This window comes from Variovorax sp. PMC12, from assembly GCF_003019815.1.
GTDB lineage: Bacteria > Pseudomonadota > Gammaproteobacteria > Burkholderiales > Burkholderiaceae_C > Variovorax.
The window spans coordinates 3,905,005-3,930,000 of the sequence record NZ_CP027773.1 but is presented as its reverse complement, the minus strand read 5'-3'; the positions used below and the strand labels follow the sequence as shown (position 1 = coordinate 3,930,000).

General features: G+C 65.7%; 17 protein-coding genes and 2 rRNA genes (1 of these 19 only partly in view). 14 read left to right on the top strand and 5 right to left on the bottom strand.

Annotation, left to right across the window (positions count from 1 at the left end):
• Both C4F17_RS18120 and rrf read left to right on the top strand, forming a co-directional pair.
• A 23S ribosomal RNA gene (locus tag C4F17_RS18120) occupies nucleotides 1-2,747 on the top strand (it extends 124 nt beyond the left edge of the window).
• A gap of 131 nt (nucleotides 2,748-2,878) precedes the next feature.
• Nucleotides 2,879-2,991: ribosomal RNA gene (gene rrf / locus C4F17_RS18115) — 5S ribosomal RNA — on the top strand.
• 139 nt (nucleotides 2,992-3,130) lie between these two features.
• On the opposite strand, the gene C4F17_RS18110 is transcribed toward rrf, so the two are convergent.
• The 3 genes from C4F17_RS18110 to C4F17_RS18105 form a co-directional block, all read right to left on the bottom strand.
• On the bottom strand, nucleotides 3,131-5,002 hold the full coding sequence (locus tag C4F17_RS18110) for a phosphoenolpyruvate carboxykinase (GTP) (RefSeq protein ID WP_106936171.1): 1,872 nt from the start codon (nucleotides 5,000-5,002) through the stop codon (nucleotides 3,131-3,133).
• Between the two features lie 153 nt (nucleotides 5,003-5,155).
• On the bottom strand, nucleotides 5,156-5,308 hold the full coding sequence (locus C4F17_RS33145) for a hypothetical protein (RefSeq protein WP_172839973.1): 153 nt from the start codon (nucleotides 5,306-5,308) through the stop codon (nucleotides 5,156-5,158).
• A 114-nt stretch (nucleotides 5,309-5,422) separates the two neighbouring features.
• Nucleotides 5,423-6,622: a threonine ammonia-lyase gene (locus C4F17_RS18105; RefSeq protein ID WP_199851866.1), complete on the bottom strand. Its 1,200-nt coding sequence runs from the start codon at nucleotides 6,620-6,622 to the stop codon at nucleotides 5,423-5,425.
• A 115-nt stretch (nucleotides 6,623-6,737) separates the two neighbouring features.
• On the opposite strand from C4F17_RS18105, the gene C4F17_RS18100 reads away from it, so the two are divergent.
• From C4F17_RS18100 to C4F17_RS18080, 5 genes are all read left to right on the top strand, one after another.
• Nucleotides 6,738-9,062: an ATP-binding protein gene (locus C4F17_RS18100; RefSeq protein ID WP_081271423.1), complete on the top strand. Its 2,325-nt coding sequence runs from the start codon at nucleotides 6,738-6,740 to the stop codon at nucleotides 9,060-9,062.
• Nucleotides 9,063-9,182: 120 nt separating this feature from the next.
• Nucleotides 9,183-10,805 carry a S41 family peptidase gene (locus C4F17_RS18095; protein ID WP_106936169.1) on the top strand — a complete coding sequence of 541 codons (1,623 nt, stop codon included), beginning with the start codon at nucleotides 9,183-9,185 and terminating at the stop codon, nucleotides 10,803-10,805.
• A gap of 153 nt (nucleotides 10,806-10,958) precedes the next feature.
• Nucleotides 10,959-12,143, top strand: coding sequence for a nucleoside hydrolase (locus C4F17_RS18090; RefSeq protein ID WP_106936168.1), 1,185 nt, complete (start codon nucleotides 10,959-10,961; stop codon nucleotides 12,141-12,143).
• A 127-nt stretch (nucleotides 12,144-12,270) separates the two neighbouring features.
• On the top strand, nucleotides 12,271-13,110 hold the full coding sequence (locus C4F17_RS18085; protein WP_106936167.1) for an amidohydrolase family protein: 840 nt from the start codon (nucleotides 12,271-12,273) through the stop codon (nucleotides 13,108-13,110).
• The gene (locus tag C4F17_RS18080) at nucleotides 13,107-14,099 is read left to right on the top strand and encodes a tripartite tricarboxylate transporter substrate binding protein (RefSeq protein ID WP_106936166.1); all 993 of its coding nucleotides are present in this window, start codon (nucleotides 13,107-13,109) and stop codon (nucleotides 14,097-14,099) included. Before C4F17_RS18085 ends, C4F17_RS18080 begins: the two co-directional genes overlap by 4 nt.
• 2 nt (nucleotides 14,100-14,101) lie before the next feature.
• On the opposite strand, the gene C4F17_RS18075 is transcribed toward C4F17_RS18080, so the two are convergent.
• Together C4F17_RS18075 and recQ are read right to left on the bottom strand one after the other, a co-directional pair.
• A complete protein-coding gene (locus C4F17_RS18075; RefSeq protein WP_081271419.1) occupies nucleotides 14,102-14,983 on the bottom strand; it encodes a LysR family transcriptional regulator in 882 nt (293 codons plus the stop codon).
• A 20-nt stretch (nucleotides 14,984-15,003) separates the two neighbouring features.
• Nucleotides 15,004-16,896: a DNA helicase RecQ gene (gene recQ, locus C4F17_RS18070; RefSeq protein ID WP_081271418.1), complete on the bottom strand. Its 1,893-nt coding sequence runs from the start codon at nucleotides 16,894-16,896 to the stop codon at nucleotides 15,004-15,006.
• Between the two features lie 290 nt (nucleotides 16,897-17,186).
• Here recQ and C4F17_RS18065 point away from each other — a divergent pair, with 290 nt between their 5' ends.
• From C4F17_RS18065 to C4F17_RS18035, 7 genes are all read left to right on the top strand, one after another.
• Nucleotides 17,187-18,158, top strand: coding sequence for an ABC transporter substrate-binding protein (locus C4F17_RS18065; RefSeq protein ID WP_081271417.1), 972 nt, complete (start codon nucleotides 17,187-17,189; stop codon nucleotides 18,156-18,158).
• Entirely contained in the window at nucleotides 18,139-18,996 is an 858-nt protein-coding gene (locus C4F17_RS18060; RefSeq protein ID WP_172839971.1) for an ABC transporter permease, read from the top strand. The genes C4F17_RS18065 and C4F17_RS18060 overlap by 20 nt, the downstream gene beginning before the upstream one ends.
• Nucleotides 18,981-19,775, top strand: coding sequence for an ABC transporter ATP-binding protein (locus tag C4F17_RS18055; protein WP_106936165.1), 795 nt, complete (start codon nucleotides 18,981-18,983; stop codon nucleotides 19,773-19,775). Before C4F17_RS18060 ends, C4F17_RS18055 begins: the two co-directional genes overlap by 16 nt.
• A gap of 229 nt (nucleotides 19,776-20,004) precedes the next feature.
• Nucleotides 20,005-20,742, top strand: coding sequence for a histidine utilization repressor (gene hutC, locus C4F17_RS18050; RefSeq protein ID WP_106936164.1), 738 nt, complete (start codon nucleotides 20,005-20,007; stop codon nucleotides 20,740-20,742).
• A 61-nt stretch (nucleotides 20,743-20,803) separates the two neighbouring features.
• The gene (gene hutH / locus C4F17_RS18045; RefSeq protein ID WP_106936163.1) at nucleotides 20,804-22,363 is read left to right on the top strand and encodes a histidine ammonia-lyase; all 1,560 of its coding nucleotides are present in this window, start codon (nucleotides 20,804-20,806) and stop codon (nucleotides 22,361-22,363) included.
• 30 nt (nucleotides 22,364-22,393) lie between these two features.
• On the top strand, nucleotides 22,394-24,121 hold the full coding sequence (gene hutU, locus C4F17_RS18040) for a urocanate hydratase (RefSeq protein WP_106936162.1): 1,728 nt from the start codon (nucleotides 22,394-22,396) through the stop codon (nucleotides 24,119-24,121).
• A gap of 131 nt (nucleotides 24,122-24,252) precedes the next feature.
• Nucleotides 24,253-24,987 carry an IclR family transcriptional regulator gene (locus tag C4F17_RS18035; protein WP_106936161.1) on the top strand — a complete coding sequence of 245 codons (735 nt, stop codon included), beginning with the start codon at nucleotides 24,253-24,255 and terminating at the stop codon, nucleotides 24,985-24,987.
• The last annotated feature ends 9 nt before the right edge of the window (nucleotides 24,988-24,996 follow it).

Below are 24,996 nucleotides of genomic sequence, written 5' to 3'. Positions count from 1 at the left end.
AAACCCACCGAAAGGTATCGCATGATGAATACATAGTCATGCGAGGCGAACCGGGTGAACTGAAACATCTCAGTAGCTCGAGGAAAAGACATCAACCGAGATTCCGAAAGTAGTGGCGAGCGAAATCGGAGAAGCCTGTTAGTGATAGCACAAGACATAACGGAACAGCTTGGAAAGGCTGGCCATAGCGGGTGATAGCCCCGTACGTGAAATGACCTGTGTGGTACTGAGCTAACGACAAGTAGGGCGGGACACGAGAAATCCTGTCTGAATATGGGGGGACCATCCTCCAAGGCTAAATACTCATCATTGACCGATAGTGAACTAGTACCGTGAGGGAAAGGCGAAAAGAACCCCGGGAGGGGAGTGAAATAGATCCTGAAACCGCGTGCTTACAAAAAGTAGGAGCCCGCAAGGGTGACTGCGTACCTTTTGTATAATGGGTCAGCGACTTACATTCAGTGGCAAGGTTAACCGAATAGGGAAGCCGTAGAGAAATCGAGTCCGAATAGGGCGATCAGTCGCTGGGTGTAGACCCGAAACCAAGTGATCTATCCATGGCCAGGATGAAGGTGCCGTAACAGGTACTGGAGGTCCGAACCGACTAGTGTTGCAAAACTAGCGGATGAGCTGTGGATAGGGGTGAAAGGCTAAACAAACTTGGAAATAGCTGGTTCTCTCCGAAAACTATTTAGGTAGTGCCTCAAGTATTACCATCGGGGGTAGAGCACTGTTTTGGCTAGGGGGTCATGGCGACTTACCAAACCAAGGCAAACTCCGAATACCGATGAGTACAGCTTGGGAGACAGAGCACCGGGTGCTAACGTCCGGACTCAAGAGGGAAACAACCCAGACCGCCAGCTAAGGTCCCTAAAATTGGCTAAGTGGGAAACGAAGTGGGAAGGCTAAAACAGTCAGGATGTTGGCTTAGAAGCAGCCATCATTTAAAGAAAGCGTAATAGCTCACTGATCGAGTCGTCCTGCGCGGAAGATGTAACGGGGCTAAGCCAGTTACCGAAGCTGCGGATTTGCAATTTATTGCAAGTGGTAGGAGAGCGTTCTGTAAGCCTGTGAAGGTGCGTTGTAAAGCGTGCTGGAGGTATCAGAAGTGCGAATGCTGACATGAGTAGCGTTAAAGGGGGTGAAAAGCCCCCTCGCCGTAAGCGCAAGGTTTTCTACGCAACGTTCATCGGCGTAGAGTGAGTCGGCCCCTAAGGCGAGGCAGAGATGCGTAGCTGATGGGAAACAGGTCAATATTCCTGTACCGATATATAGTGCGATGTGGGGACGGATCTTAATAGGTCATCCGGGTGTTGGATATCCCGGTTTAGTTGGATGTAGGCGTGCATTAGGCAAATCCGGTGCACATATACCGAGGCCAACGATCGAGCCAGCTTGCTGGTGAAGTGACTGAACGAGGTTCCAGGAAAAGCCACTAAGCTTCAGCTATATACGACCGTACCGCAAACCGACACTGGTGCGCGAGATGAGTATTCTAAGGCGCTTGAGAGAACTCAGGAGAAGGAACTCGGCAAATTGACACCGTAACTTCGGAAGAAGGTGTGCCCTATTAGTGTGAAGTGAACAACGGAGCATGAATGGGTTGCAAAAAATCGGTGGCTGCGACTGTTTATTAAAAACACAGCACTCTGCAAACACGAAAGTGGACGTATAGGGTGTGACGCCTGCCCGGTGCTGGAAGATTAAATGATGGGGTGCAAGCTCTTGATTGAAGTCCCAGTAAACGGCGGCCGTAACTATAACGGTCCTAAGGTAGCGAAATTCCTTGTCGGGTAAGTTCCGACCTGCACGAATGGCGTAACGATGGCCACACTGTCTCCTCCTGAGACTCAGCGAAGTTGAAATGTTTGTGATGATGCAATCTCCCCGCGGAAAGACGGAAAGACCCCATGAACCTTTACTGTAGCTTTGTATTGGACTTTGAACAGATCTGTGTAGGATAGGTGGGAGGCTTTGAAGCAGGGTCGCTAGATCTTGTGGAGCCAACGTTGAAATACCACCCTGGTGTGTTTGAGGTTCTAACCTAGGTCCATTATCTGGATCGGGGACAGTGCATGGTAGGCAGTTTGACTGGGGCGGTCTCCTCCCAAAGCGTAACGGAGGAGTTCGAAGGTACGCTAGTTACGGTCGGACATCGTGACGATAGTGCAATGGCATAAGCGTGCTTAACTGCGAGACTGACAAGTCGAGCAGATGCGAAAGCAGGACATAGTGATCCGGTGGTTCTGTATGGAAGGGCCATCGCTCAACGGATAAAAGGTACTCTGGGGATAACAGGCTGATACCGCCCAAGAGTTCATATCGACGGCGGTGTTTGGCACCTCGATGTCGGCTCATCTCATCCTGGGGCTGTAGCCGGTCCCAAGGGTATGGCTGTTCGCCATTTAAAGAGGTACGTGAGCTGGGTTTAAAACGTCGTGAGACAGTTTGGTCCCTATCTTCCGTGGGCGCTGCAGATTTGAGGAAGCCTGCTCCTAGTACGAGAGGACCGGAGTGGACACACCTCTGGTGTATCGGTTGTCACGCCAGTGGCATTGCCGAGTAGCTAAGTGTGGAAGAGATAACCGCTGAAAGCATCTAAGCGGGAAACTCGTTTCAAGATGAGATCTGCCGGGGCCTTGAGCCCCCTGAAGAGTCGTTCAAGACCAGGACGTTGATAGGTCAGGTGTGGAAGCGCAGTAATGCGTTAAGCTAACTGATACTAATTGCTCGTGCGGCTTGACCCTATAACTTTGATCAAAATACAGATCAAGGTGTTATGCCAAGTTGACGCATTCAAAACAATTCGCCAAAAGCTGATTCCAAACTCTATGAATTCGTCCGGTTGATCTCCCGATCAACCAGACAACCCTTTATGCCTGATGACCATAGCGAGTTGGTACCACTCCTTCCCATCCCGAACAGGACAGTGAAACGACTCAGCGCCGATGATAGTGCGGGTTCCCGTGTGAAAGTAGGTCATCGTCAGGCTCTTACAGCCCAGAAAACCCCAGTCAGTCATGACTGGGGTTTTTTGCTTTATGCGAGCGGCAACCGCAAAATAAGCAGAAACAAAAAAGCCCGATGGACTCGCATCCATCGGGCTTTCTTATTTAAGCGCTGATGCTAATCAGGCCGCCAGGCGCTGCTCGATCGCAGCCTTCGTCTGCGGCAATTCCTTCGGCAGATGATGTTCCAGCTGCTTGAACAGCTCGGAATGCAACTTCAACTCGGCGTCCCAAGCTGCCTTGTCGATGCTGGTCACCGTCGCAAACTGCTCAGCACTGAAGTCCAGTCCCGTCCAGTTCAGATCTTCATAGCGCGGGCTCACGCCGGTGATGTGCTCGACACCGTCCTGCTTGTTGCCTTCGACGCGATCGATCATCCACTTCAGGACGCGCATGTTCTCGCCATAACCGGGCCACACGAACTTGCCGTCCGCACCCTTGCGGAACCAGTTGGTCGTGTAGATCTTGGGCAACTTTGCGCCAGAGGCTTCCAGCTTCTTGCCCAGGTCGAGCCAGTGCTGGAAGTAGTCGCTCATGTTGTAGCCCATGAACGGCAGCATCGCGAAGGGGTCGCGGCGCACGACGCCTTGCTGGCCGGCGGCGGCGGCGGTCGTTTCCGAGCCCATGGTCGCTGCCATGTACACGCCCTCGACCCAGTTGCGGGCCTCGGTGACCAGAGGCACGGTGGTCGAGCGGCGGCCGCCGAAGATGAAGGCGTCGATGGTCACGCCCTTCGGATCGTCCCAGGCCTCGTCGAGCGCGGGATTGTTGGTGGCCGCCACGGTGAAGCGAGCGTTCGGATGAGCGGCCTTGGCGCCGGTTTCCCTGGCGATCTGCGGCGTCCAGTCCTTGCCCTGCCAGTCGATCAGGTGCGCCGGCAGCGCCTTGCCCGGTGCGTCCTGCTCCATGCCTTCCCACCACACGTCGCCGTCGTCCGTCAGCGCGACGTTGGTGAAGATCACGCCGTCGTCCAGGCTGCGCATGCAATTCGGGTTCGTCAGCATGTTGGTGCCGGGGGCAACGCCGAAATAGCCAGCTTCCGGATTGATGGCACGCAGCGAGCCATCGGCTTGCGGCTTGATCCAGGCGATGTCGTCGCCGATGGTCGTGACCTTCCAGCCTTCGAAGCCGGCCGGGGGCACGAGCATCGAGAAATTCGTCTTGCCGCACGCGCTCGGGAACGCGGCCGCCACGTGGTATTTCTTGCCCTCGGGATTGGTCACGCCAAGGATCAGCATGTGTTCGGCCAGCCAGCCCTCGTCGCGGCCCATGTTCGAGGCGATGCGCAGCGCGAAGCACTTCTTGCCCAGAAGTGCGTTGCCGCCGTAGCCGGAGCCGTAGCTCCAGATCTCGCGCGTCTCGGGGTAGTGGACGATGTACTTGGTCTTGTTGCAGGGCCAGGAGACATCCTTCTGGCCAGCTTCAAGCGGTGCGCCGACGGTGTGCACGCAAGGCACGAATTCACCGTCGGTGCCCAGCACGTCGTAAACGGCCTTGCCCATGCGGGTCATGATGCGCATGTTGACCGCCACATAGGGCGAGTCGGACAGCTCGATGCCGATGTGCGCAATGGGCGAGCCCAGCGGCCCCATGCTGAACGGCACGACATACATCGTGCGGCCCTTCATGCAGCCGTCGAACAGCGGTTGAAGAGTCGCGCGCATCTCGGCGGGCGCCATCCAGTTGTTGGTCGGGCCGGCATTCTCTTTCTGCGCGGAGCAGATGTAGGTCCGATCTTCGACGCGCGCCACGTCGCTCGGATCCGAGATCGCGAGGAACGAGTTGGGGCGCTTGACCGGATTGAGCTTCTTGAACGTGCCTGCATCGACCAGCTGCTGGCAGAGGCGGTCGTACTCTTCCTTGCTGCCGTCGCACCAATGGATGGCTTCGGGTTTGCAAAGCGCGGCCATATCGGCCACCCAGGCGATCAGCTTGGCGTTCTTGACGTATGAGGGCGCCTGAATGGTGAGGCCCTTCATCGTGGGTGCGTTCATCGGAAAATCTCCTAAGTTGAAAAATCGTCTTTCCGAACGGGGCGCCGTACCTGCTCAGGCACGGAGGTCCGTTTGAGAAAACGTTTCGCTTCGGGAGACTGCGTCAACGCGGGCCGCACCGCCCGCGGACAAAAGCGGCGATGACTGTCAGCGTCAGGCCATGTACACCGCGATAGACGCCAGCAGCAGCATCAGCACGCCGCCGGCCAGCGGAAGCACCAGCGGCATCAGGTGAACGACCGATTCGACGGCGTCCTTTTCGACGGCAGCGCTGTGGCTGGGCTCGACGGGAGTTGGGTTGGACATCGGGAAGTACCTCGAAGACTCGAATTGACAGACTGAGGGGCATTTTACCGGCGGGTCGCCCTGAACGGCTCTAGGGGCTTCCGAGCCCCCACCGCTGTTCTTGCCGGGCGAGGGTCAATGCTGCTCCTCCGCCTCGAAGCCCGCATCCCTCAGCGCTGTGAGCACGCTTGCCAAGTGCGCGCGTCCACGGGTCTGCAGCACCAGCTCGATGTCGACGTTCTGGGCCGCCAGCATCGTGAATGCGCGCTGGTGATGAACCTCGTCGACGTTAGCGCCCGCTTCTGCCACAGTGGCCGTGATCTGGGCCAGCGAGCCGGGCACGTCGCGCGCGCTCACGCGCACGCGCGCCAGCCGCCCGGCCCGGACCATGCCTCGTTCGATGATGGCTGCGAGCAGCAGCGGATCGATGTTGCCGCCGGACAGCACCAGCCCCACGCGCTTGCCCTTGAAGCGCTCCGGATGCCGGATCAGCGCCGCCAGCCCCGCCGCGCCGGCCCCCTCGACCAGCGTCTTTTCGATCTCCAGCAGCATCAGGACGCCCTGCTCGATGTCGCCCTCGTCCACCAGCAGCAGGTCGTCGACCTTGCTTGCGATGATTTCCCGGGTCAGCACACCCGGCGTGCCGACCGCGATGCCCTCGGCGATCGTGCTCTTGCCCTGCGCATGATGCGTACCCTTGACCGCGTTGACCATGGCCGGAAAACGCGTGGTCTGCACGCCGACGATCTCGATGCCGGGCTTGCGCTCGCGTGCCGCCACCGCCATGCCGGCGATCAGCCCGCCGCCGCCGACGGCCACCACCAGGGTGTCGAGATCGGGCACCGCGTCGAGCATCTCGAGCGCCACGGTGCCTTGGCCCGCGATGATCGCCTCGTCGTCGTAGGGATGGACGAAGGTCAGTCCTTCGCGCGCCGCAAGCTCCAGGGCATGGGCTCGGGCCGCATCGAGGGTGTCGCCGTGAAGAACCACCTCCGCCCCGAAGCCGCGCGTGCGCTCGATCTTCACGCCGGGAGTGAAGCGCGGCATCACGATAAGCGCGCGCAGGCCGAGCCGCTGCGCGTGATAGGCCACACCCTGCGCATGGTTGCCGGCAGACATGGCGATCACTCCCCGTGTACCGTTCTCGGAAAGATCGACCAGCTTGTTGCACGCACCACGTTCCTTGAACGACGATGTGAACTGCAGGTTCTCGAACTTCAGGAACACCTGGGCGCCGACGATCTCCGACAGCGTGCGCGATTCGACGCAGGGCGTATCGAGCACCTGGCCTTGCAGGCGCGCCGCGGCGCGCTGGATTTCTTCGATTCCGACCATGGCGCGCATTGTGGCTGGAATCGCACCATGAGGGTTTTTACCGTTTGCTGGTCTTCCCGAAGCCAAAAGTCTGCGTTATGGTCTCTCCGAGATTTTCCTCGTTGGAGGTTGCCTGATGGCGAAGCGTGCGGGTGTCGATGTGGTGGCTGCTGCGGTGCGCGGGCAGGCATTGCCGTCGCCCGGCCTCAAGGAGGCGCCGGTGCTCGAGCTCATGTGCTCGCACTTCGTGCTGACGCTCGCTGCCAAGCAGGGGCCGCGCTTCAACGTGCGGCGCGACATCAACGGCCTGCTGTCGCTCACTGGCCGGCACCTGGTGTGGCCCGCGGCAGTGCTGCAGCGGCTGCGCGAATTCCTCGGGCGCCGCTGCGCCGGCAACGAGGCATGGAAGGGCGTCGAAGACTTCGACGGCCGCACGCTGCTGGAACGCCACGGCGTGTGGCGCGGCCCGTACGAAGAGGGCACGTTGTTCTTCTACCTTGACGAATACGCCAAGGACCAGCCCAAGGACCTGCTCTCGGTGCTGGCCGTCACGCGCGACTGGCTCACGCATGCACTGCGCAAGCAGTCGACATTGGTCGAGAAGAACATCGACGCGCTCGCGGGCCTGCTCCAGCTCAACAAGGCAGAGCGCGCGCTGCTGCTGTACGGCACGCTCGCGCGCTACCAGCGCGACCTGCGTTCGCTGCTGGTCGAGTTCAAGGTCAACAACGCACCCGAGGCCTATGCCGCCATCGCCGACATCGCGGGCGTGAATGCGAGCGAAGTCGGCGAGGCGCTGCGCGCGGGTTCGCGGCTCGAACGCATCGGCCTCGTCGAGAACCTCATCTCAGAGCACAACATCACCGATCTCGCCGACCTCATGAAGGTCAGCGAGAAGCTGCCACCGGTGCTCATGCGCGAATACCGCGACCACAACGAGCTGATGGCCGTGTTCACGCGGCCCTCGGCCAAGAGCGCGCTCACGCCGCACGACTTCTCGTTCGTGCAGGAAGACGCGCAGATGCTCGTCACCCTGTTGCGCGCGGCCGTCGCGCGCAAGGAGCCCGGCGTCAACGTGCTGCTCTACGGGCCGCCTGGCACCGGCAAGACCGAGCTGGCCAAGGTCGTCGCGCAAGCGGCGGGGCTGGAGCTCTTCGAAGTCGAATACGCGGACCGCGACGGCAACTCGCTCAGCGGGCGCGACCGCTACCGCTCGCTGCAGATCGCGCAGGTGTTCCTCAAGGGCAGCGCGCAGGCCGCCTTGCTGTTCGACGAGGTCGAGGACGTCTTCCCGCCCATCAGCACGGAGGCTGCGCAGTTCATGGCGCGCGCCGAGCAGATTCCCGCGCCCACCAGCGGCAGCGTCAGCGGCAAGGCCTGGGTCAACCAGATCCTCGAGGCCAACCCCGTGCCCACGCTGTGGGTCACCAACCGCATCGAGCAGATCGATCCGGCCTTCCGCCGCCGCTTTGCCTACCACCTCGAACTCAAGTCGCCGCCGCCCGGCGCGCGCGAGCAGCTCGTGAAGAAGACGCTCGAAGGCGTGGTCGTGTCCGAGGCCTTCACGGCCAAGCTGGCGGAGCGCAAGGGCCTCACGCCCGCGCAGATCCGCACCGCCGTGCGCTTCGCAGGGCTCGCGAAGACCGACGACGCCTCCGTCGAGGCGCTCATCGAACGCCAGCTGCGCAATGCCGACCTCGCACTGGGCACGCTCGACACCGGCCGCGGCGAGCGCCGCAGCGTCACCACCTACGACCTCGACATGCTCAATGTCGAAACGCGCTTCGAGATACCGCGCATCGTCCAGGCGCTGAAGGCGCGCGGCCACGGCACGCTGTGCTTCTACGGCGCGCCCGGCACCGGCAAGACCGCGCTGGCCGAGCACATCGCCAAGGCCCTGGCCCGCCCGCTCATCATCAAGCAGGCCAGCGACCTCATGAGCAAGTACGTCGGCGAGACCGAGCAGAACATGGCCGCCATGTTCCGCGAGGCCGAGAACGAAAAGGCCGTGCTGCTGCTCGACGAGGCCGACAGCTTCCTGCAGGACCGCCGAGGCGCGCAGCGCACCTACGAGGTCACCGAGGTCAACGAGATGCTGCAGGGCATGGAGCGCTTCAACGGCGTTTTCGTCTGCACCACCAACCTGCTCGAGCGGCTCGACCAGGCGGCGCTGCGGCGCTTCACCTTCAAGATCAAGTTCATGCCGCTTACCTCCGCGCAGCGCGAACGCATGTTCGTGACCGAGGCGCTGGCGGGCGATGCCGGGCGCATCACGGGTGCCATGCAGGCGCGGCTCGCGCAATTGACACAGCTGTGCCCAGGGGATTTCGCGGCCGTGAAACGGCAGACCGATATTCTCGCGACCGAGTTCTCGGCGGACGAATTCCTCGACCAGCTCGAGGCCGAGCACCGCATCAAGCCCGAAGTGCGCGAGTCACGCGGCATGGGCTTCCTGCAGTAGCCGCGGACGGCAGATAGAAGAACCGGGTTCGAAACCCGCAGGAGCGCTTGGAAGGCGAGCCTTCTCCCTCCAAGCGGAACACCCGTCCGCCGGCGCGGACACGAGGAGGAGGAGCAGCAGATGGAATTTCGCAAGGTCGACGTGCGGCGCTCGCCGCGGTCAGGGGCGTGGGCGGCATGTGCGGCGCTTGCAGCGGCTTGCCTCGTGGCGGCCTGCGGCGGGGGAGGCGGAGGAGGTGGTGGCGGCGGCGGCTTGCCGATCGGTCTCGTGCCCGCTGCCACGCCCCCCGTCACCACGCCGCCCGCCAGCAACAGCACGGGCATCGTGCCATCGTCATCGGTCGCCGGCCTCTGCGCCGCGCCGCGCACCGGCACCAATCCGGAGACCGGCCGGGCCTATCCCGACAGCGCCGGCTCCCTGGACAACGAGAAGAGCTGGGTGCGCGCCTGGATCGACGAGACCTACCTCTGGTACAGCGAGGTGCCGGCCACGCTCAAGGCTTCCGACTACGCCACGCCCGTCGCATGGTTCAACGTGCTCAAGACGCCGCTCACCACGTCGTCGGGCAGGCCCAAGGACCGCTTCCACTTCGTGTACGACACCGAGGCATACCGCCAGCTCTCGCAGGCCGGCGTGTCGGTCAGCTACGGCGCGGAGTTCGTTTCCATCGCCACCAGCCCGCCGCGCGAACTGCGCGTGGTCCTCGTCGAGCCCGGCTCGCCTGCCGACCTCGCCGGGCTCAAGCGCGGCGCCAGGCTGCTGAGCGTGGACGGCGTCGATTTCGTCAATGCGACCGGAGCCGCCAACGCCGCCACGATCAACAACGCGCTCTCGCCGAAGACCGTGGGCGAGTCGCACAACTTCACCTTCAAGCTGGGCAACGATCCGGCCACGTCCTTCCCCCTTGCGGCGGCCAACGTCACGAGCACGCCCGTGCAGAACGTCAAGGTCCTCGACGTGGGTGGCGGCACCAAGGTGGGCTACCTGCTGTTCAACGACCACATCACGACTTCCGAGCAGAAGCTCATCGATGCGGTGAACACCTTCAAGGCCAGCCCCGGCGGCATCCAGGACCTCGTGCTCGACATGCGCTACAACGGCGGCGGCCAGCTGGCCATTGCCAGCCGGCTGGCCTACATGATCGCCGCGCCGTCGGCCACGGCGGGCAAGACCTTCGAGCTGCTGACCTTCAACGACAAGAACCCGTTCCGCCTCTCGGTGGCGCAGAGCCTGATGCCGTTCTACAGCACCAGCCGCACCGGCGCGGCGCTGCCGTCGCTCGGCCTGCCGCGTGTGACCGTGCTGACCAGCCCCGACACCTGCTCGGCCAGCGAGTCGGTCATCAACAGCCTGCGCGGCGTGGGCGTGACGGTCAACCTCGTCGGCGGCACCACCTGCGGCAAGCCCTACGGCTTCTACCCGCAGGACAACTGCGGCACCACCTACTTCGCGATCCAGGTGAAGGGCGTGAACCAGCAGGGCTTCGGCGACTACGGCGACGGCTTCGCGCCCAACTGCGCCGTGGCCGACGACTACGACCACCAGCTCGGCGACCCGAACGAAGCCCGGCTGGCCGCGGCCCTCGCGCTGCGCAGCGGAGGCTCCTGCCCGGTGCCGATGGCCAAGGCCATGGCGCGCGGCCTGGAGAAGGCCGAGCCGGCCGAAGCCGAGACGCCTTTCCTTATCGACCAGTCGCCGCTGCGCCGCAACCGCCTGCTCGACTTCGCGCCCAGCCCGGGCTGACCCTCCACCCCGCCCCGCGGAAAACCCTGAGCCGGAGCGCTTGCCAGGCTGCCGGCTTGCGCCCTAAAGTTTGGCAAACGTTTGCGCAAACCTTTGCGAAACGTTTGTATTTCAGATTTTCTCGACTGAAAACCAAACGCTTAGGAGAAGCAGATGCGCAAATGGATCGGGACGATGTTCATCGTCGTCATCGCGGTGCTGGCTGGTTGCGGTGGTGGTGGCGGCGGGGGAGGCGGAGGCATCGGCCTCGGCCCGGGCTTCGGTGGCACGCCCGCGCCCACCGCGCAGAAGATCATCATCGACAGCGACTACAACACCATGAGCGACGACGGGCAGCTCGGCGTCATGGCCGCGCAGCTGCAGGCGCAGGGCAAGGTGCAGGTCATGGGCATCAGCGTGGTTTCGGGCAACCAGTGGCTCAGGCAGGGCGTGGCCGATGCGCTGAAGTCGGTCGAGCGGCTCGGCGTGGGCGACCGCATCGGCGTCTACGTGGGAGCCAACTACGCGCTCAACCACACCTATGCCGACGTGCAGGCCGAGCTGGCCGCGGGTGCCGGCGGCGACGGCTACCTGGGCGCCTGGGGCGGACCGGAGCCCAGGACCGACGCCGACCTCAAGCCCTCGCCCGACGGCTTTGCCACCCACACCGTGGCGCAGCGCAAGGGCGCGGTCGATTTCATCGTCGACACGGTGAAGGCCAACCCCGGCGAGATCACCATCCTGGCCATCGGCCCGCTCACCAACATCGCGCTCGCGGTCAAGCAGAACCCCGAGATCGTGCCGCTCATCAAGCAGATCATCTACATGGGCGGCGCCATCGACGTGCCGGGCAACACCACCAAGGCGGCGGAATTCAACTGGTGGTTCGACCCCGACGCCGCGCAGTTCGTGGTGCGCCTGCCGATCCCGCAGGTGGTGGTGCCGCTGGACGTGACCGACACCGTGTTCCTCACCAAGCCCATCTACGACCGCATCGCGCACCCGGCCAAGCCCACGGCCGTGACCGACGTGTTCCAGAAGCTCAACGGCTATGGCTTCGACGGCAAGAACGGCTTCGAGACCAACCCGAACTACACCCAGAACATCTGGGACACCCTCACGCTGGCCTACCTGATCGACCCGAGCTACGCCACCCAGACGGTCGACCGCTACGTCGACGTGATCGCCAGGCCCGGCGCGCCCGACAACGGGCGCTCCATCGGCTATTCCTCGCAGCCCTCCGGCCCCACGCTGCAGAAGATGACCGTGGTGAAGAAGTTCGACAACGCGCGCTTCTTCGAGCTCTATGTCGACCTGCTGACGCGGCCGGTGCCCATCACGCTGCCGGCTGCGAACTGAACGGTTCCATAAGCCACGCTTATCCAAACACAACCGGGAGATACGTTCCAGGCAGGCGCCGTCCTTCGGATACTCGCCCACGTCCGCAACCTCGCGGACGCACAACGATTCCGCCAGAGACAACGCCGTGCCCTCCGCCGCCATCACCGCCGTCGACAGCCATGCCCACGTGTTCGTGCGCGGCCTGCCCCTGGCGGCGACGCGCCGGCATGCGCCCGACTACGACGCCACGCTGGATGAATATCTCGGGCTTCTCGATGCGCACGGCGTCTCGCACGGCGTGCTGGTGCAGCCCAGCTTTCTCGGCACTGACAACCGCTTCCTGATCGACGCGCTGCATGCGTGCCCGGAACGCCTGCGCGGCGTTGCCGTGGTCGACCCGGGCGTTGACGGCGCCACGCTGCAGGCGATGGCCGCCGCCGGTGTCTGCGGCATCCGCCTCAACCTCGTGGGCATGCCGCTGCCCGATTTCTCGCAGCCCGGCTGGCGGCGGCTCTTCGCCCGCGTGCGCGCATTGGACTGGCATGTGGAGCTGCACCGCGAATCGCGCGACCTTCCGCTGGCCGCGCAAGCCGTGCTCGACGCCGGCTGCGCGCTGGTGGTGGACCACTTCGGCCGGCCCGCATCGGCGCCTGCATCTTCCGACGAAGGCTTTGCCTGGCTGCTCGATGCCGCGGCCTGCGGGCGCGTCTGGGTGAAGCTCTCGGCCGCCTACCGCAACTGGCCCGTGGCCTCCGAAGCCGCCGCCGCGCGCGACGCCGCCCAGGCGCTGCTGAAGGCCTTCGGCCCCGATCGCCTGGTGTGGGGCAGCGACTGGCCGCACACCCAGCACCGCGAGATTGCCGACTATGCCGCCGCCCATGCGGCGCTGGCCGACTGGGTGCCCGACGCCGCCGCGCGGCGCCGCATCCTGGTCGAGACGCCCGCCAGGTTGTTCAAGTTCAAGACAGGAGACATCGACAAATGACCAACGAAATTCCGCGCGCGCGACTGCTGCGCGCCATTCCCCTCGCCCTCGCGGGCGCGGCCCTGCTGCTGAGCGGTTTCTGCGCCCATGCCGAGACATGGCCTTCCAAGCCGGTGCGGCTGGTCGTCAGCTATCCGCCGGGCGGCACGGTCGACGCGGTGGCGCGCATCGTCGCGCCCAAGCTGTCGGTGAAGCTGGGCCAGCCGGTGGTGATCGACAACCGCGGCGGCGCCGGTGGCGCCATCGGCGGCGACCTCGTCGCCAAGAGCGCGCCCGACGGCTACACCGTGCTGCTCGACGCCTCCAACCACGCGCAGAACCCGGCGCTGCGCAAGATGCCCTTCGACACCCTGCGCGAACTGGCGCCGGTGTCGCTGCTGGTGAGGGTGCCCAACGTGCTGGTGGTGAATCCGTCGGCGCCGATCAAGAGCGTGGCCGACCTGATCGCGCAGGCCAGGGCGAAGCCGGGCGCCATCAACTACGCCTCGTCGGGCAACGGCTCGGCGCAGCACCTGGCGGGCGAGCTGTTCACCTCGATGGCCGGCGTGCAGATGACGCACGTGGCCTACAAGGGCGGCGGTCCCGCGCTCACCGACGTGATGTCGGGGCATGTGCCGGTGTTCTTCGCCAGCCTGGCTTCGAGCCTGCCCTTCATCAAGGACGGCAAGCTGCGCCCGCTGGCCGTGACCGGCAAGGCGCGCGCGCCGGCCCTGCCGCAGCTGCCCACCGTGGCGGAGGCCGGCCTGCCCGGCTACGAGGTCTACGAATGGAACGCGGTGTTCGTGCCGGCCGGCACGCCCGCGCCTGTGGCCGAACGGCTCTCGAAGGAGTTCGCGGCCACGCTCAAGGACCCCGAGGTGCGCGGCCGGCTCGAAGCGCTGGGTGCCGAGGTGATCGGCTCCAGCCCCGCCGAACTCGACGGCTTCCGCCGCGCCGAGATCGCCAAGTGGACCAAGCTCGCGAAGGACAACAGGATCCAGATGGATTGACGTCAGCCGCGCAGCATCGCCGCGAACGCATCGGCAAAGGTCGGGCGCGAGCGCGCCAGCCACAGCGCCGACAGTTCGAAGGGCGGCAAGCCCGCGCCATCGCGCACCTCGGCATAGCGCACGCCCTCGTGCCGCAGCGCGCGCACCGAGCGCGGCAGCAGCGACCAGCCCAGGCCCGCCGCCACGCATGACAGCACCGTCAGCGTGCGGTTGGCGTCCTGCACCACCCGCGTCTCGTGGCCGGCGCGGCGCAGCGCGCCCAGCAGCTGCGCGCGCAGGGCGGGGATCTGCTGCTCCGGGAACCACACCAGCCCGTGCCGCGCGATGTCGGCGAGCGACACGCAGCCGTCCGCCTCCAGCGGCCATGCGGCCGGCAGCGCGGCGATCAGCGACTCCTCGCCCAGTCGCAGCTCGTGCACCCGGGCCGACACCGACACCGGCGGATGCAGCAGCGCGATGTCGATGCGCCCGCCCTCCAGCGCCGCCACCTGCTCGGCATTGCTCATCTCGCGCAGCACCACGTCGAGCTGCGGATGCCCGGCGCGCAGCCGGCGCAGCGCGTTCGGCAGCACCTCGTAGACGGCGTGCGTCACGAAGCCGATCGTGAGCCGGCCCGCGCGCCCGGCGCCCATTGCGCGGGCGCGCTCGGCGGCCGTGTCGCCGTAGGCCAGGCTGGCGCGCATGTCGTCGATGACGGCCAGGCCCGCATCGGTCAGCGCGGCGCCGCGGCGCGAGCGCGTGAACAGCCGCGTGCCGAGTTCCTGCTCCAGCCGGTTCAGCGTCTGCGTGAGTGCCGGCTGTGCCAGGCCCAGCCGCTCGGCGGCCTTGGTGAGACTGCCGGCCTCGGCAATCGCGACGACGCAGCGCATCTGCCGGGTGTCCAAGGCCGCGCTCTCTTTTTTCGTCAGAAGGCTTCGCAGACCCGCAGCACTTCGGACCCGTAGGCCTCGAGCTTCTTGGTGCCGATCCCGCTGATGCCCTGCAGGTCTTCGAGCGTCGCCGGCGCGCGCTCGGCAATGGCCGCCAGCGTGGCGTCGTGGAAGATCACGTAGGCCGGCAGGTTGTGTTCCTTCGCCACCTCGGCACGCCAGGCCTTGAGCGCCTCGAAGCGCTTCTTGCCGGTGTCGTCGAGCTTGGCGGCGGCCGGCGAGGGCGCGCCCTTGACGGTCTTCTCGCGCCGGGACTTGCGCTCCGCCGGCGACGACACCGATTCGCGCAGCGTCACCTGCGCCTCGCCCTTGAGAACGGCGCGCGAGCCTTCGGTGAGCTTCAGCGTGTTGAACGCTTCCGCGTCCACCGCCAGCGCGCCGGTGGCGATCAGCTGGCGCAGCACGCCGCGCAACTGCACCTCGCTGAACTCCGCGCCGATGCCGAAGGTGCTGACCCGCTCGTGCCCGAACTGCTTGACCTTCTCGGTGGCCTTGCCGCGCAGGATGTCCATGATGTGCCCCGCGCCGAAGCTGATGCCGCTCAGCTGCTGCACGCGGTAGATGGTGCTCAGCAGCTTGCGCGCGGCATCGGTGCCGTCCCACACCTGCGGCGGGTTCAGGCAGTTGTCGCAGTTGCCGCAGGGCGTGCTCTTCTCGCCGAAGTAGCCCAGCAGGCGCACGCGGCGGCAGTCGCTGGCCTCGGCCAGCGAGAGCAGCGCGTCGAGCTTGCCGCGCATCACCTGCTTGAACTCTTCGCCGGCGGGGCTCTCGTCGATCATGCGGCGCTGGTTCACCACGTCCTGCAGGCCGTAGGCCATCCAGGCGTCGGCCGGGCCGCCGTCGCGGCCGGCGCGGCCGGTTTCCTGGTAGTAGCCCTCGATGTTCTTCGGCATGTCGAGGTGCCCGACGAAGCGCACGTCGGGCTTGTCGATGCCCATGCCGAAGGCGATGGTCGCGACCATCACGATGCCTTCCTCGCGCAGGAAGCGGTCCTGGTGCTTCTGGCGCACCGCCGCGTCCAGGCCCGCGTGATAGGGCAGGGCGTTGATGCCTGCGTCGCGCAGCGTCACCGCCACGTCTTCCACCCGCTTGCGCGACTGGCAATAGACCACGCCGGCGTCGCCTTCGTGCTCGCGCTCGATGAAGCGCAGCAGCTGCGTGGTGGCGTCTTTCTTCTCGACGATGGTGTAGCGGATGTTCGGCCGGTCGAAGCTGGAGACGAACTGGCGCGCCTCTTCCAGCTGCAGCCGCTCGACGATGTCGGCCCGCGTGAGCGCGTCGGCCGTGGCCGTGAGCGCGATGCGCGGCACGCCCGCATAGCGCTCGTGCAGCACGGTGAGCGCGCGGTACTCGGGGCGGAAGTCGTGGCCCCACTGGCTCACGCAATGCGCCTCGTCGATGGCGAAGAGCGACAGCTTGCCGCGCTCCTTGAGCGAATCGAGCTGCGACAGGAAGCGCGGCGTGTTCACCCGCTCGGGTGCCGCGTACAGCAGCGTGATCTCGCCGCGCAGCATGCGGCGCTCCACGTCCTGCGTTTCTTCCCAGTCGAGCGTGGAATTGAGAAAGGCCGCGCTCACGCCGGCCTCGTGCAGCGCGCCCACCTGGTCGTGCATCAGCGCGATCAGCGGCGACACCACGATCGCCACGCCTTGCCCCGCGCGCTGCCTGGCGATGGCGGGAATCTGGTAGCACAGCGACTTGCCGCCGCCGGTGGGCATCAGCACCAGCGCGTCGCCGCCGCCCACCACGTGGTCGACGATGTCCTGCTGGGCCCCCCGGAACTGCGAATAGCCGAAGACCTCGTGGAGGATGTCGGCGGGAGCGCTGCTGCCGGAGGCGTCGATGGGGCGGGGAGCGAGAGAGGACACAGGCGGGGGAGTGAGGGGCGGAAAGTGGCTGAGGGGCGCGGGCCGTCGATTGTCCCCCAGTGGCACCCGAGTGGCCGTGGCACGAGGTTTGCAATGGTCGCCCCCGTCCCGCGCTCTTTCTTGTCTAGACAGCAAATCGGTGCATTTCCCAAGGAAATGCACCAAAAATGACCTTCCGGGTTATCCTGTATATACAAGTTGGGGCGCTTGGCAACAATGCGAGGCGCGCGCAGCCCGGTCATCCGGCCCGCCGCCGAGCCTTTTTCCAAAGAACAGACCCAGGAGTACCCATGGTCAAGAAGACGGTAGTTGTGAAAGTCGCTTCGCTGCTGGCAGCAGGTGCATGTGCAGCGGGCATGGCCGGAACGGCCGCCGCCCAGGAAACGAAGATTGCGCTCGGCATGTCGGGCTGGACCGGCTTCGCGCCGCTCTCGCTGGCCGACAAGGCCGGCATCTTCAAGAAGAACGGGCTCGACGTCGAACTCAAGATGATCCCGCAGAAGGACCGCCACCTGGCGCTGGCCTCCGGCGCCATCCAGTGCGCGGCCACCACGGTGGAGACGCACGTGGCCTGGAACGCCAACGGCGTGCCCATCGTGCAGATCTTCCAGATGGACAAGTCCTACGGCGCCGACGGCCTCGCGGTGCGCGGCGACGTCAGCAAGTTCTCCGACCTCAAGGGCAAGACCATCGGCGTGGACGCGCCCGGCACCGCGCCCTACTTCGGCCTGGCCTGGATGCTCAGCAAGAACGGCATGACGCTGAAGGACGTGAAGACCACCACGCTGTCGCCGCAGGCTTCGGCCCAGGCCTTCGTGGCCGGCCAGAACGACGCCGCCATGACCTACGAGCCGTACCTCTCGACCGTGCGCGCCAACCCCGCCGCCGGCAAGATCCTGGCCACCACGCTCGACTACCCGATGGTGATGGACACCGTCGGCTGCGCGCCCACCTGGCTCAAGGCCAATGCCAAGGCCGCCGCCGCGCTCACCAAGTCGTACTTCGACGCGCTGGACATGATCAAGGCAGAGCCCGAGAAGTCGAACGAACTCATGGGCTCCGCCGTGAAGCAGAGCGGCGAGCAATTCGCCAAGTCGTCGGCCTTCCTGCGCTGGCAGGACAAGGCGGCCAACCAGAAGTTCTTTGCGGGCGAGCTCACCAGCTTCATGAAGGAGGCCACGCCCATCCTTCTGGAAGCCGGCGTGATCCGCAAGGCGCCTGAAGATCTTTCCGTGACCTTCGATGCAAGCTTCGTCAAGTAAGGCCATGCCGCAGATGGCGCAGGCGCCGTCCGCCGCCGTGCCGGTGCCCGCGCGCCGCCGCGCGCTCGCGCCGCTCGAACCCATCGGCACGCGTGCGCGCGTGCTGCTGGGGCTCGCGTTCTTCGTCGTCTTCGTGCTGGTGTGGGCCGTGGCCACGCTCGGCGGCTTCGTGCCGCCGACCTTCCTGGCGAGCCCGCCGACCATGGTCAAGGAAGGCTGGCTGCTCTTCACCGAGTACGGCTTCATCGGCGACATCGGCATGACCGTGTGGCGCGTGTTCGGCGGCTTCCTGCTGGCGGCCGTGTTCGCGGTGCCGCTGGGCATTGCCATGGGCACATGGAAAACGGTGGAAGCCTTCTTCGAGCCCTTCGTCTCGTTCTGCCGCTACCTGCCGGCCTCGGCCTTCATTCCGCTGCTCATCCTGTGGGCGGGCCTGGGCGAAATGCAGAAGCTGCTGGTGATCTTCATCGGCTCGTTCTTCCAGATCGTGCTGATGGTGGCGGTCACCGTGGGTGGCGCGCGGCGCGACCTCGTCGAAGCGGCCTACACGCTGGGCGCCAACAGCCGAGGCATCGTGGCGCGCGTGCTCATTCCGGGCGCCGCGCCGGGCATCGCGGAAACGCTGCGCCTGGTGCTGGGCTGGGCGTGGACCTACGTGATCGTGGCGGAGCTGATCGGCTCCTCGTCGGGCATCGGCCACATGATCACCGACAGCCAGGCGCTGCTGAACACCGGCCAGATCATCTTCGGGATCATCGTGATCGGCGTCATCGGCCTGTTGTCCGACTTCGCCTTCAAGGCATTGAACCGCCGTCTGTTCGCATGGGCCGCACTGTGAAGAACCAACTTTTCATCCAGGGCGTCTCGCGCGTCTTCACCGGCAGCAAGGGCCAGCGCACGCAGGCGCTGCAGCCTATCGACTTCGAGGTGAAGGAGAACGACTTCGTCACCATCCTCGGCCCCTCGGGCTGCGGCAAGTCGACGCTGCTGCGCATTGTGGCGGGGCTCGACTTCCCGACCACCGGCCAGGTGCTGCTCGACGGCCAGCGCATCGAAGGCCCTGGCGCCGATCGCGGCGTGGTGTTCCAGAGCTACACGCTGTTCCCGTGGCTCACGGTGGCGCAGAACATCCGCTTCGGCCTGCGCGAGCGCGGCATGAGCGAGGCCGAGCAGAAGGAGCGCAGCGAGTTCTTCATCGCCAAGGTCGGGCTGCGCGGCTTCGAGCACCATTTTCCGAAGCAGCTTTCGGGCGGCATGCAGCAGCGCACGGCGATTGCGCGCGCGCTGGCCAACGACCCCAAGATGCTGCTGCTCGACGAGCCTTTCGGCGCGCTCGACAACCAGACGCGCGTGCTGATGCAGGAGTTGCTGCTGGGCATCTGGGAGTCGGCGCAGAAGACGGTGCTGTTCGTCACGCACGACATCGACGAAGCCATCTTCATGGCCAACCGCGTGGCGGTGTTCAGCGCGCGGCCGGGGCGCATCAAGACGGAGATCGCGGTCGACTTTCCGCATCCGCGCAGCTACACGATCAAGACGTCGCCGGAGTTCATGGAAATCAAGGCGCGGCTGACGGAAGAGATCCGCGCCGAGTCGATGGCTGCGGCGGAGCATTGATGATCGCTTGCGCTTCTGTTCTTCGTGTTGTGCATGAGGTGCGCCGTTCGGGGTGCGCTCACGCCGACGGGGTACCTTGCTCCGCGAATGTCCCCCGCCCTTCGGGCTCCTCCTTTATTTCGCTGCGCAAGGCACCCCATCGTCGTGATCGTTCAGAGCCGTCGTTGATCGGCCGGCAACAGAGCCGCGCCCTGTGCACACGCCCCGAACAGCAGCCGAAAGCGCAAAGATGAAGCGCGACCTCCCAACCCTCGCGCTCTACGCGCAAGTCAAGGATCACATCTCCCGCAAGATCCAGGACGGCACCTGGCCGCCCGGCCACCGCCTGCCTTCGGAGCATGAGCTGGTCGCGCAGTTCGGCATGGCGCGCATGACGGTGAACCGCGCGCTGCGCGAGCTGGTGGAGCAGGGCCGCATCGTGCGCGTGGCCGGCGTCGGCAGCTTCGTGGCCGAGAACAAGCCGCAGTCCACGCTGCTGCAGATCGCCAACATCGCCAGCGAAATCCGCCAGCGCGGGCACGACTACCGCTGCGAAATGATCGAGGTCGAACGCATCGCCGCCTCTCCGGACGTGGCCGCATGGCTCGACCTGCGCGCGGGGGACTCGGTGTTCCACAGCGCCTGCCTGCACCTGGAGAACGAAACGCCGGTGCAGCTCGAAGAGCGCTACGTCAATCCGCAGGTCGTGCCCGACTACCTCGAGCAGGACTTCAGCGCCATCCCGCCCAGCGAGTACCTGGTGCGCAACGTGCCCTTCGACCAGATCGAACACGTCGTCGACGCCGTGCTGCCCAACCTGGAGCAGGCGCAGCGGCTCGCGATGGCGCCCACCGACCCCTGCCTGCTGCTGACGCGCCGCACCTGGATACGCAACACCCCCGTGACCTGGGTGCGCTGCCTGCATCCCGCCTCGCGCTACAGCCTGGGCAGCCGCTTCAAGGCCGACGGCAACCCGAGCTTCGGCTAGTTTTTTTTCGTCCTCGAAGACCTACGTTTTCTCTCGCAACCACTTGTATAGACAGGTTTACATGCCAAGCAAACACACCGCCCATCCAGATGCCACCTTGACCCTCACGCCCGGCAAGGTCGACCTTGCGACGCTGCGTCGCATCCAGGCCGGCGGCGTGCGGCTTGCGCTCGACCCGTCGGTGCGCGACGGCATGCTGCGTGCAGAGGCCGCCGTGCGCCACATCGTCGAGAACGACCAGGTCGTCTACGGCATCAACACCGGCTTCGGCAAGCTCGCGAGCACGCGCATCGGCAACGACCACCTGGCCGAGCTGCAGCGCAACCTGGTGCTGTCGCACAGCGTGGGCACGGGCGAGCCGCTGGCTGCGCCCGTCGTGCGCATGATCCTTGCGACCAAGGCGGTGAGCCTGGCGCGCGGCCATTCGGGCGTGCGGCCCGCGCTGGTCGATGCGCTGCTGGCCCTGTTCAACGCGGGCGTCACGCCGAGCATTCCGTGCAAGGGCTCGGTCGGTGCGTCCGGCGACCTCGCGCCGCTCGCGCACATGGCCTGCGTGCTGATCGGCGAAGGCCAGGCGACGCTGGCCGACGGCAAGCTGGTCGGCGGCGCGGAAGCCATGCGCAGCATCGGCCTCGAACCGTTCGTGCTCGGCCCCAAGGAAGGCCTGGCGCTGCTCAACGGCACGCAGGTGTCGACCGCGCTGGCGCTGGCCGGCCTGTTCGGCGCGGAAGACGTGTTCGCCTCGGCGCTGATGTCGGGCGCGCTGTCGCTCGAGGCCATCCAGGGTTCGATCAAGCCCTTCGATGCACGCATCCACGCCGCGCGCGGCCAGCCGGGCCAGATCGCTGTAGCTGCTGCGGTGCGCACGCTGCTCGAGGGCAGCGAGATCGTGCCGTCGCACGCCGACTGCGGCCGCGTGCAAGACCCGTACTCCGTGCGCTGCATTCCGCAGGTCATGGGCGCGTGCCTCGACAACCTCGCGCATGCCGCGCGCGTGCTGGTGATCGAAGCCAACGCCGCATCGGACAACCCGCTGGTCTTCACCGACACGGGCGAGGTCATCTCGGGCGGCAACTTCCACGCCGAGCCCGTCGCCTTCGCGGCCGACATCATTGCGCTGGCCGTCAGCGAAGTCGGCGCGATCGCCGAGCGCCGGCTTGCGCTGCTGCTCGACAGCGGCTTGTCGGGCCTGCCGCCGTTCCTGGTGCGCGACGGCGGCCTCAACTCGGGTTTCATGATCGCGCAGGTCACGGCCGCGGCGCTGGCCTCGGAGAACAAGTCGCTCGCGCACCCCGCCAGCGTCGACAGCCTGCCCACCTCGGCCAACCAGGAAGACCACGTGTCGATGGCCACCTTCGCGGGCCGCCGCCTGGCCGACATGGTCGACAACACGGCCGTGGTCGTCGGCGTCGAAGCCATGGCCGCCGCGCAAGGCATCGAGCTCAAGCGCAAGCTCAAGAGCTCGCCGCTGGTGGAAGCCGAATTCGCTGCCATCCGCCAGAAGGTCGCCTTCCTCGAACGCGACCGCTACCTCGCCCCCGACATCGAAGCCATGCGCCAGTGGGCGCTGAAGGCCGAGCTGCCGGCCGCGCTGCTCGACATCCTGCCCAGCCACTCTTGAAACACATCCGACAGATAGGAGAACCACGCCATGAACGCTCCCGAGAAATTCGCCCTGAACAACCCCGACGCAACCGACCCGCGCCATGACCCGACGCGCGTGATCCGCGCCCCGCGCGGCAGCGAGCTCAACTGCAAGAGCTGGCTCACCGAAGCCCCGTTCCGCATGCTGCAGAACAACCTCGACGCCGAGGTGGCCGAGCGCCCGCAAGACCTGGTGGTGTACGGCGGCATCGGCCGTGCCGCGCGCAACTGGGCCTGCTACGACCAGATCCTCGCGTCGCTGAAGGAACTGAACGACGACGAGACGCTGCTCATCCAGTCTGGCAAGCCCGTAGGCGTGTTCAAGACGCACGAGAACGCACCGCGCGTGCTGCTCGCCAATTCGAACCTGGTGCCGAAGTGGGCCAACTGGGAACACTTCAACGAGCTCGACCGCCAGGGCCTCTTCATGTACGGCCAGATGACGGCCGGCAGCTGGATCTACATCGGCAGCCAGGGCATCGTGCAGGGCACCTTCGAGACCTTCGTCGAAGCCGGCCGCCAGCACTACGACAACAGCCTCGCGGGCAAGTGGATCCTCACGGCCGGCCTGGGCGGCATGGGCGGCGCGCAGCCTCTGGCGGCCACGCTGGCCGGTGCGGTGTCGCTGAACATCGAGTGCCAGCAGTCGAGCATCGACTTCCGCCTGCGCACGCGCTACGTCGACAAGCAGGCGCGCGACATCGACCATGCCTTCGAGCTGATCAAGCAGCACTGCGACGCGAAGGAAGCCGTGTCGATCGCGCTGCTGGGCAACGCGGCGGACATCCTCCCCGAGCTGGTCAAGCGCGCGAAGGCCGGTGGACTGAAGCCCGACCTCGTGACCGACCAGACCTCCGCGCACGACCTGATCAACGGCTACCTGCCTTCGGGCTGGAGCGTGCCGCAATGGCAGGCCGCCATGAAGGACGCCTCGCAGCACGACGCGCTCAAGAAGGCCGCCGCCAGGTCGTGCGCCGTGCACGTGCAGGCCATGCTCGACTTCCAGGCCATGGGCATTCCCACGGTCGACTACGGCAACAACATCCGCCAGGTGGCCTTCGACGAAGGCGTGAAGAACGCCTTCGACTTCCCCGGCTTCGTGCCCGCCTACATCCGCCCGCTGTTCTGCGAAGGCAAGGGCCCGTTCCGCTGGGTGGCGCTTTCGGGCGACCCGGAAGACATCTACAAGACCGACGCCAAGATCAAGGAGCTGTTCCCCGAGAACAAGCACACCCATCGCTGGCTCGACATGGCGCGCGAGCGCATCAGCTTCCAGGGCCTGCCGGCGCGCATCTGCTGGCTCGGCCTGGGCGAGCGCCACATCGCGGGCCTGGCCTTCAACGAGATGGTGAAGAACGGCGAGCTGAAGGCGCCCATCGTCATCGGCCGCGACCACCTGGACACCGGCTCGGTCGCCAGCCCCAACCGCGAGACCGAGGCCATGAAGGACGGCACCGATGCCGTGTCCGACTGGCCGCTGCTCAACGCGCTGCTCAACACGGCAGGCGGCGCCACCTGGGTCAGCCTGCACCACGGCGGCGGCGTGGGCATGGGCTACTCGCAGCACTCGGGCGTGGTGATCGTGTGCGACGGCACCGACGCCGCGGCCAAGCGCATCGAGCGCGTGCTGTGGAACGACCCGGCCACCGGCGTCATGCGCCATGCCGACGCCGGCTACGACATCGCCGTGGCCACCGCGAAGAAGCAGGGCCTGAAGCTGCCGATGGTGAAGTGACGGTAAGACGAAGGTAGAAAGAAAAAACGCGCTCATTCCCATCGAATGGGAATCAAGGCTTGGAAGTGAGAACGGCGAGCAAGATACTGCACGCCGCTTCATCCACTTTCGACCGCCAGCGACTGCCTCCGATGACGTCTCCGACCGACGCTCCCGCCCACAACGACCGCGCCCTGTTCGTGCTGTCGGTGCTGGCGCAGAGCAAGTCGGCGATGACGGCGGCCGAGCTGGTGCAGGCCACCGGCCTGTCGCAGAGCACGCTGTACCGGCAGATCGCCACGTTGCGCCGCTGGGGCTTCGTGATGGAGTCGGAAGGCCGCTACTCGCCGGGCCCGGTGAGCGTGCAGCTCGCCACCGGCTTCGACGGCAACTCCGACCTCGTGATGGCGGCGCGCACCGACATGCGCGAGCTGGCCCGGCAGACGCATGAAAGCGTGGCGCTGGTCACGGCGGTGAACGACCGCGTGGTGTGCCTGGAGATGATCGACAGCGAGCAGTCGCTGCGCTGCTCCTTCGACCGCGGCCGCAGCGTGCCCGCGCGCGACGGCGCCAGCGCCAAGTGCCTGCTGGCCCACATGCCGCCGGACCAGCGCGACGCCCTGCTCGACGGGCTCGGCGAAAGCCCCGAACGCCGCGCCGAGCGCGCCGCCGAACTCGATGCCATCCGCGAAGCCGGCCATGCCGTGACCCACGGCGAGGTCGATGCCGGCGTGTGGGGCGCGAGCGCGCCGGTGCTGGCCTCGGGCCGCCGGCTGCGCGGCGCGATCACGCTCATGGCGCCGCTCACGCGGGTCGAGGGCATGGAAGCTGCATTGCTCCATATGACCGTCGTCACGGCGGCCCGCATCTCTCGCGCCCTGCAGTAGTCGCGCGCT

Coding starts and splice junctions, on each gene's coding strand:
- C4F17_RS18110 (WP_106936171.1), bottom strand. CDS start 5,002: ATGAACGCACCCACGATGAAGGGCCTCACCATTCAGGCGCCCTCATAC.
- C4F17_RS18090 (WP_106936168.1), top strand. CDS start 10,959: ATGCGCAAATGGATCGGGACGATGTTCATCGTCGTCATCGCGGTGCTG.
- C4F17_RS18035 (WP_106936161.1), top strand. CDS start 24,253: ATGACGTCTCCGACCGACGCTCCCGCCCACAACGACCGCGCCCTGTTC.
- C4F17_RS18065 (WP_081271417.1), top strand. CDS start 17,187: ATGGTCAAGAAGACGGTAGTTGTGAAAGTCGCTTCGCTGCTGGCAGCA.
- hutH (WP_106936163.1), top strand. CDS start 20,804: ATGCCAAGCAAACACACCGCCCATCCAGATGCCACCTTGACCCTCACG.
- C4F17_RS18095 (WP_106936169.1), top strand. CDS start 9,183: ATGGAATTTCGCAAGGTCGACGTGCGGCGCTCGCCGCGGTCAGGGGCG.
- C4F17_RS18100 (WP_081271423.1), top strand. CDS start 6,738: ATGGCGAAGCGTGCGGGTGTCGATGTGGTGGCTGCTGCGGTGCGCGGG.
- hutC (WP_106936164.1), top strand. CDS start 20,005: ATGAAGCGCGACCTCCCAACCCTCGCGCTCTACGCGCAAGTCAAGGAT.
- C4F17_RS18105 (WP_199851866.1), bottom strand. CDS start 6,622: ATGGTCGGAATCGAAGAAATCCAGCGCGCCGCGGCGCGCCTGCAAGGC.
- C4F17_RS18080 (WP_106936166.1), top strand. CDS start 13,107: ATGACCAACGAAATTCCGCGCGCGCGACTGCTGCGCGCCATTCCCCTC.
- C4F17_RS18060 (WP_172839971.1), top strand. CDS start 18,139: ATGCAAGCTTCGTCAAGTAAGGCCATGCCGCAGATGGCGCAGGCGCCG.
- hutU (WP_106936162.1), top strand. CDS start 22,394: ATGAACGCTCCCGAGAAATTCGCCCTGAACAACCCCGACGCAACCGAC.
- C4F17_RS18055 (WP_106936165.1), top strand. CDS start 18,981: ATGGGCCGCACTGTGAAGAACCAACTTTTCATCCAGGGCGTCTCGCGC.
- C4F17_RS33145 (WP_172839973.1), bottom strand. CDS start 5,308: ATGTCCAACCCAACTCCCGTCGAGCCCAGCCACAGCGCTGCCGTCGAA.